2 protein-coding genes and 2 pseudogenes are annotated in these 4937 nt (G+C 69.2%); all 4 read left to right on the plus strand.

All coding sequences use genetic code 11. The features are described from left to right. A pseudogene (locus ACP4J3_RS50430) lies at positions 1-617 on the plus strand (ATP-binding cassette domain-containing protein); the annotation flags it as partial. 303 nt (positions 618-920) lie between these two features. Next, the gene (locus tag ACP4J3_RS50435) at positions 921-1508 is read left to right on the plus strand and encodes a hypothetical protein (protein ID WP_426544993.1); all 588 of its coding nucleotides are present in this window, start codon (positions 921-923) and stop codon (positions 1506-1508) included. Between the two features lie 270 nt (positions 1509-1778). After that, positions 1779-2426: pseudogene (locus tag ACP4J3_RS50440) on the plus strand (nucleosidase); the annotation flags it as partial. A gap of 143 nt (positions 2427-2569) precedes the next feature. Then, entirely contained in the window at positions 2570-4837 is a 2268-nt protein-coding gene (locus tag ACP4J3_RS50445) for a hypothetical protein (RefSeq protein WP_426544995.1), read from the plus strand. Positions 4838-4937 lie beyond the last annotated feature (100 nt).

Genomic DNA, 4937 nt, shown 5'->3' on the forward strand with positions numbered 1-4937 from the left:
CCCAGCGGGGCATCGGCCTTCGGCGCGGCAGCCGACCTCAGCCACAGCTCAGAACGGCCGCTACATACGGTCTACAAGGATCTCAAGCGTGGCGAGGTCATCGCCCTGGTCGGTGAGAACGGCGCAGGCAAGAGCACCCTCGCCCGGGTCCTGACGGGGCTGTTCCTCCCCACCAGCGGGTCGGTGCGGTGGGACGGGGTGGACCGGGCGGACGCCGATCCGACCAGGGCGCTCGCCCAGGTTGCGCTGGTCCCGCAGGACTACACGCGCTGGCCGCTGACGCCCGCGAGAACGTCACCCTCGGCCAGCCCCGCCCCGACGGCGACAGAGCCGTACACGCCGCAGCCGAGGCAGCCGGCGCCGACAGCGTCATCGCCGCCCTGCCCCACGGCCTGGACACCTCGCTGGCCCGCTCCTGGTGGGGAGGGCACGACCTGTCGGGCGGTCAGTGGCAGCGCGTCGCGGTCGCTCGCGTCTTCCACCGCGACGCCCCCGTGTTGGTGATGGATGAGCCGACCGCCGCGCTCGACGCCCGTGCCGAACGCCGGATCTACACCCGTCTGAAGGCCCTCGCCGCGGGCCGGGCAACGGTGTTCATCACGCACCGGCTGGCGAATACCCGTTCTCTGGGGAAACGAGCTGTTGCAGCGCAGAGATTCTCGCGTTGATGCAGCTCAGCGCCGATGTCCGTGGTCGTAGCCGATGCAACAGATGTGGTGCGATCGCTGGATGGGGTGACGTGCCGCAAGTCTTGATCGATAAGAACGGCAGCGTCTGGACGGCATCAACTTCGTTCACTGGACCGAGCCTTCGAACTCACACCGTGCGCGAAGGCTCTGACCGCTTTCCCCGGCCCTCCGCTGTCCCGCTCTGGGATGCTCAAGGCAGAGCAAGGTGAAGGCGGAAGGCGGGGGAAAGACATGTCGTCGGAGCAGCAGGCGCAGGGGAATGAGAGAGATCCGGAGGTTACGGTCGGGCAGTTGCTGCTCACGGAGTATCAGACGATCAAGGATGAGCAGAAGGCCCGTATCGGCTTCCGCGACAACCTGCTGTACGTGACCCTGGCGGCCGTCGCCGCCGTCATCGCCGCTGCCGCGCAGGCCAAACAGCCGCAGATGCTGCTCGCGCTGCCGCCGGTCTGCGTGGTTCTGGGATGGACTTACCTCGTCAACGACGAGAAAATCTCAGCGATCGGCGACTATGTGCGAAACGAGCTGGGACCGCGTCTCGCGGCGGCGACCGGAAGCTCCGACACGGTCGAGGCCGTCTTCAGGTGGGAGACTGCCCACCGCACCGACGCGCGGCGCCGCTCGCGCAAACTCATCCAGTTCGCGGTCGATCAGGGGGCGTTCTGCGCCGTACCGATGGCCGCACTTGTCGTGTACTGGGCGCATGGGGGCGGCGGGGCACTGCTCATCGGACTGTCCGTGATCGAGGCGCTGGCGATCGCCGGGCTGGCCGTCCAGATCCTCCTGCACGCAGGGACGCTCGGTTCGGGCGAACGGTAACGGCATGAGGTATCGGGTACGCGTTCTGGGCAGGGCTGTCGATGTCTGTGAGGCATCGACAGCCCTGCCGACGATGGGCCTCGTCCCTACGGAACTGACGTCGACGAGACCTTGCCCTGCTTGTCCTGCATGTCCGCCCCCGGCTCCCCTGCCTGACGGATGGGCTCCGGCAAGCCCCCACACCCACTACGGAATCGCTTGTTCCGGCGTGGGTGTGCTTTACGGTGAGCTCTGCACCCGCGCAAGAGAAGAACGGTCGAGGCTGGTCACGTGGCAGACACCCCTCTCCCCACCGCGGTCATCCTCACGGCCCTATCTGCGGAGTATGACGCCGTACGGGCCCACCTCACCGACACCGAGACGCTCGTGCACGCCTCCGGCACCCGCGTTGAACGCAGCCGACTCCCCGGTACCTCCTGGTACGTCGCCCTCGCTGAGATCGGTGAGGGTACCCTCACGGCGGCCACCCTCACTGAGCGCGTCAACTCCTGGCTCGCCCCGCAGGCCCTGTTCTTCGTGGGTGTCGCGGGCGGCCTAAAGAACGACATCAACATCGGCGACGTCGTGGTGGCGACCAAGGTGTACGGCATTCACGGGGGCAAGCAGACCCCGGAGGGCTTCCTCGTGCGCCCCGAGGCCTGGCGCACCTCCCACCGCCTGGAGCAGGCCGCCCGCTATGCCTTGCGTGGCAGCGAGTACCGGGCCCACTTCAAGCCGATCGCCGTCGGAGACATCGTCCTCGCCGACGCCGAGTCCGGGATCGCACGCCACATCCACGAGCACTACAACGACGCCGCCGCCATCGAGATGGAAGGAGCCGGCGTCGCCCAGGCCGCCCACCTCACCGGCACCTTGGACACGTTGATCGTCCGGGGCATCAGCGACAAGGCCGACCCGGATAAGGACAAGCGGGACGCGGAGGGCTCCCAGCTGCAGGCCTCCAGGAACGCCGCCGCAGCTGCCATCGCCGTTCTCCGCAAACTGGAACCGACCGACTTCGGAGATGTCCAGCACAGGGTGCCGCCCCGGCGTCTTCAGCCGCCGAGACGGGCGAGGTGGGGGTGTCGGGGTCTCGATCCCGGCAGGAGCGACTGGACCTTGCCGGGCGGGATGTGCAGGCCCGTCGGCTGCTCCGCTTGCGCCCCGTCCCGGCGCGCAGGCGTGAAGCCGTGCTGGAGTGGATGGTCGAGCACCCCGAGTCCGCGCTGGTGGTGCCGGAGGGCCAGGTACGGGTGCTGGTGGGGTCGATGGGCGCGGGCAAGAGCGAGCGTGCCGGGCGCTGGCTGGAGGAGGGGCTTGAGGACGCGGAGCTCGACGAGGAGGTCGAGGTCCCCGTGTGGCTGGATGCCCGTACGGTCACCCCTGCTTTGTCGGCCGCGGTGACGGAGGCGATCGGGGGTGACCCGATCCGGCCGTGCCGGGTGGTCATCGACGATCTCGACAGCCTCACGCCCCGGCAGGCCGACCAGCTCCTAGACGAGGCACGGCACTTGGTGCTGATGTGGCCGAGGGTGCGGGTGCTGGCGACCAGCCGTGAGGGCGTTAAGGCGGATCCGGAAGAGCGTCTCACCGCCGATGCGTGGCCGTGGGAGCGCGGTGCCGAGCTGCTGCGGTGCGTCCTTGGCGAGGAGCCGCCGCCGGCGGCGTGGACGCCGGAAGCCCGCAAGCTGATGACCAGCCCGCTGCTGGTTCTGGCTATGGCCGCCCGCATCGCTGGCGGCAAGCAGATCGACCTCTCGCCCCTGCAGTTGCTGTCCGGCCTCGCCCGGGACATCGTCGAGCGGGAGCGGCCCCAGGCCGACGACCAGACCTGGGACCGTCTCGCCCGGTTGGCCGCCCGCATCCTCACCTCCCTGGAGCCGGTGCCGGCCGCCTCGTTCGGCACCGATCCGCAGGTGTGGGCCCTGACTGAGACCGGCCTGGTCGTGGACGACGAGGCCGGTCTCCGGTTCGCTCTGCCCCTCTTCGAGCAGTACTTCGCTGCCCACGCCCTACGCTCCGGCACGGTCGCCTTGGAGGAAGCCGCCGGTGCCCACTCCTTCCCCGGCTGGAGATACGCACTCGCCTTCGCTGTCTCCACCGCGCCGGAGGAGACGGCCGAGCAGTGGATGCTGCGCTTGGCCCGGGCCAACCCGGCCGCCGCATCGTGGATCCTCGACGAGATCGACCGCCCCCGCCGTCGTCCCCCGGTTCGCCGTGAAGCTCCAGCGGATGGCGCCGACCCGTCCCTGGAGGCCGGACGGCGGCTGCGGGAGGCCGTCCAGGCGTTCCTGGACGGTTTCGGAGCCTGCGGTCCGCAGCTGGCGCACCATCACGATGGCCGGCTCATACAGTGGGGCGTCCGGCTGCTGCAGGGCTCCAGGATGCTCCTGTTCGAGGCCCGTACGGCCACCCAGCCGGAACTGGTCTATCTGCCCGACACGCGCCTGGACGGCCGGCGGGCCGCCGGGTGGCATTCAGGGACCTCGTTCAGTCTGCCGGATGGGCAGCTGGAGCGGTGGCATTGGGCACGCGACCGGCTGTGCGAGCCCCTGGCCCAGCTGCTGCGGCAGCAGCGCCTTCCCCTACCCGCAGGTTCCCCGCTGGAGCGGGAGAGGATGTGGTTCCTGACCCAGCAGATCATGAAGATCAGGCATCACCGGTGGACCAGGGCGGACATTTCGCTGGCGGACCTGCGGGCCGCGGTCGCCGAGATGATGACCCAGGTTAACGCGTCCCAGATGTCCCACTGGGGGTCCGGCAGCGCGCGGGTCGACTCGCACGACATCCGTTGGATCAACGCCCGCCTCACCGGCCTGCACGGCGAGCACCTCGCTCCGCCACGGCCCCTGCCCGACCAGCGCAGCCCGGCCAACCGCCAGCGGTGGCAGGACTATTCCCCCGAGCTGACCGTCAGCATCCTCACCGACGTCCTCCGGGACGCCGTCACCGGCTACCGCGACCTGGTCACCGAGAACTTCCCCCGCTTCGGATCCGCCCTGGGCCTGTACAGCGTTCTGCCTGTGCGCGCCGAAGGGCAAGTGATCACGAGGGAGGACGGGCCCGAGGGCAGCAGCCTGTACTACACCCTCACCCCGATCCGAGACCGCCCGCTCGATGCCCCGCCCCAGGTCAGCCTAGTCCTCGCGGGGGCACCACAGCCCCTGCGCGACCAGGCCGCGCTGATGGAAGCCGGCAGCCGTCAATCCGTCTTCCACCGCACCTCAGATCACCTTATCTCCCTGCCGACCGGAGCACCGCGGTCGGCGACCAACCTCGCCTACAACTGGCTCGCCGACGACCTTGGGGCCCTCGGGTGGCTCCGGCAGCGGCTGCACTTTTCCGAGTGACCTCGAGTGTTGCATCGCACCGTTACTGACCTTGTTGCCGTGATGTCGTCAAGGTGAGGCCGGTTTCCGCGAGGCATCCGTCGATGAGGTTGCTGCGGTA

It is taken from the genome of Streptomyces sp. UG1, assembly GCF_049974585.1.
Classification (GTDB): Bacteria; Actinomycetota; Actinomycetes; order Streptomycetales; family Streptomycetaceae; genus Streptomyces.

Bases quoted from the DNA above. Each gene is read 5' to 3' on its own strand.
- ACP4J3_RS50435 (WP_426544993.1), top strand. From the start codon at position 921: ATGTCGTCGGAGCAGCAGGCGCAGGGGAATGAGAGAGATCCGGAGGTT.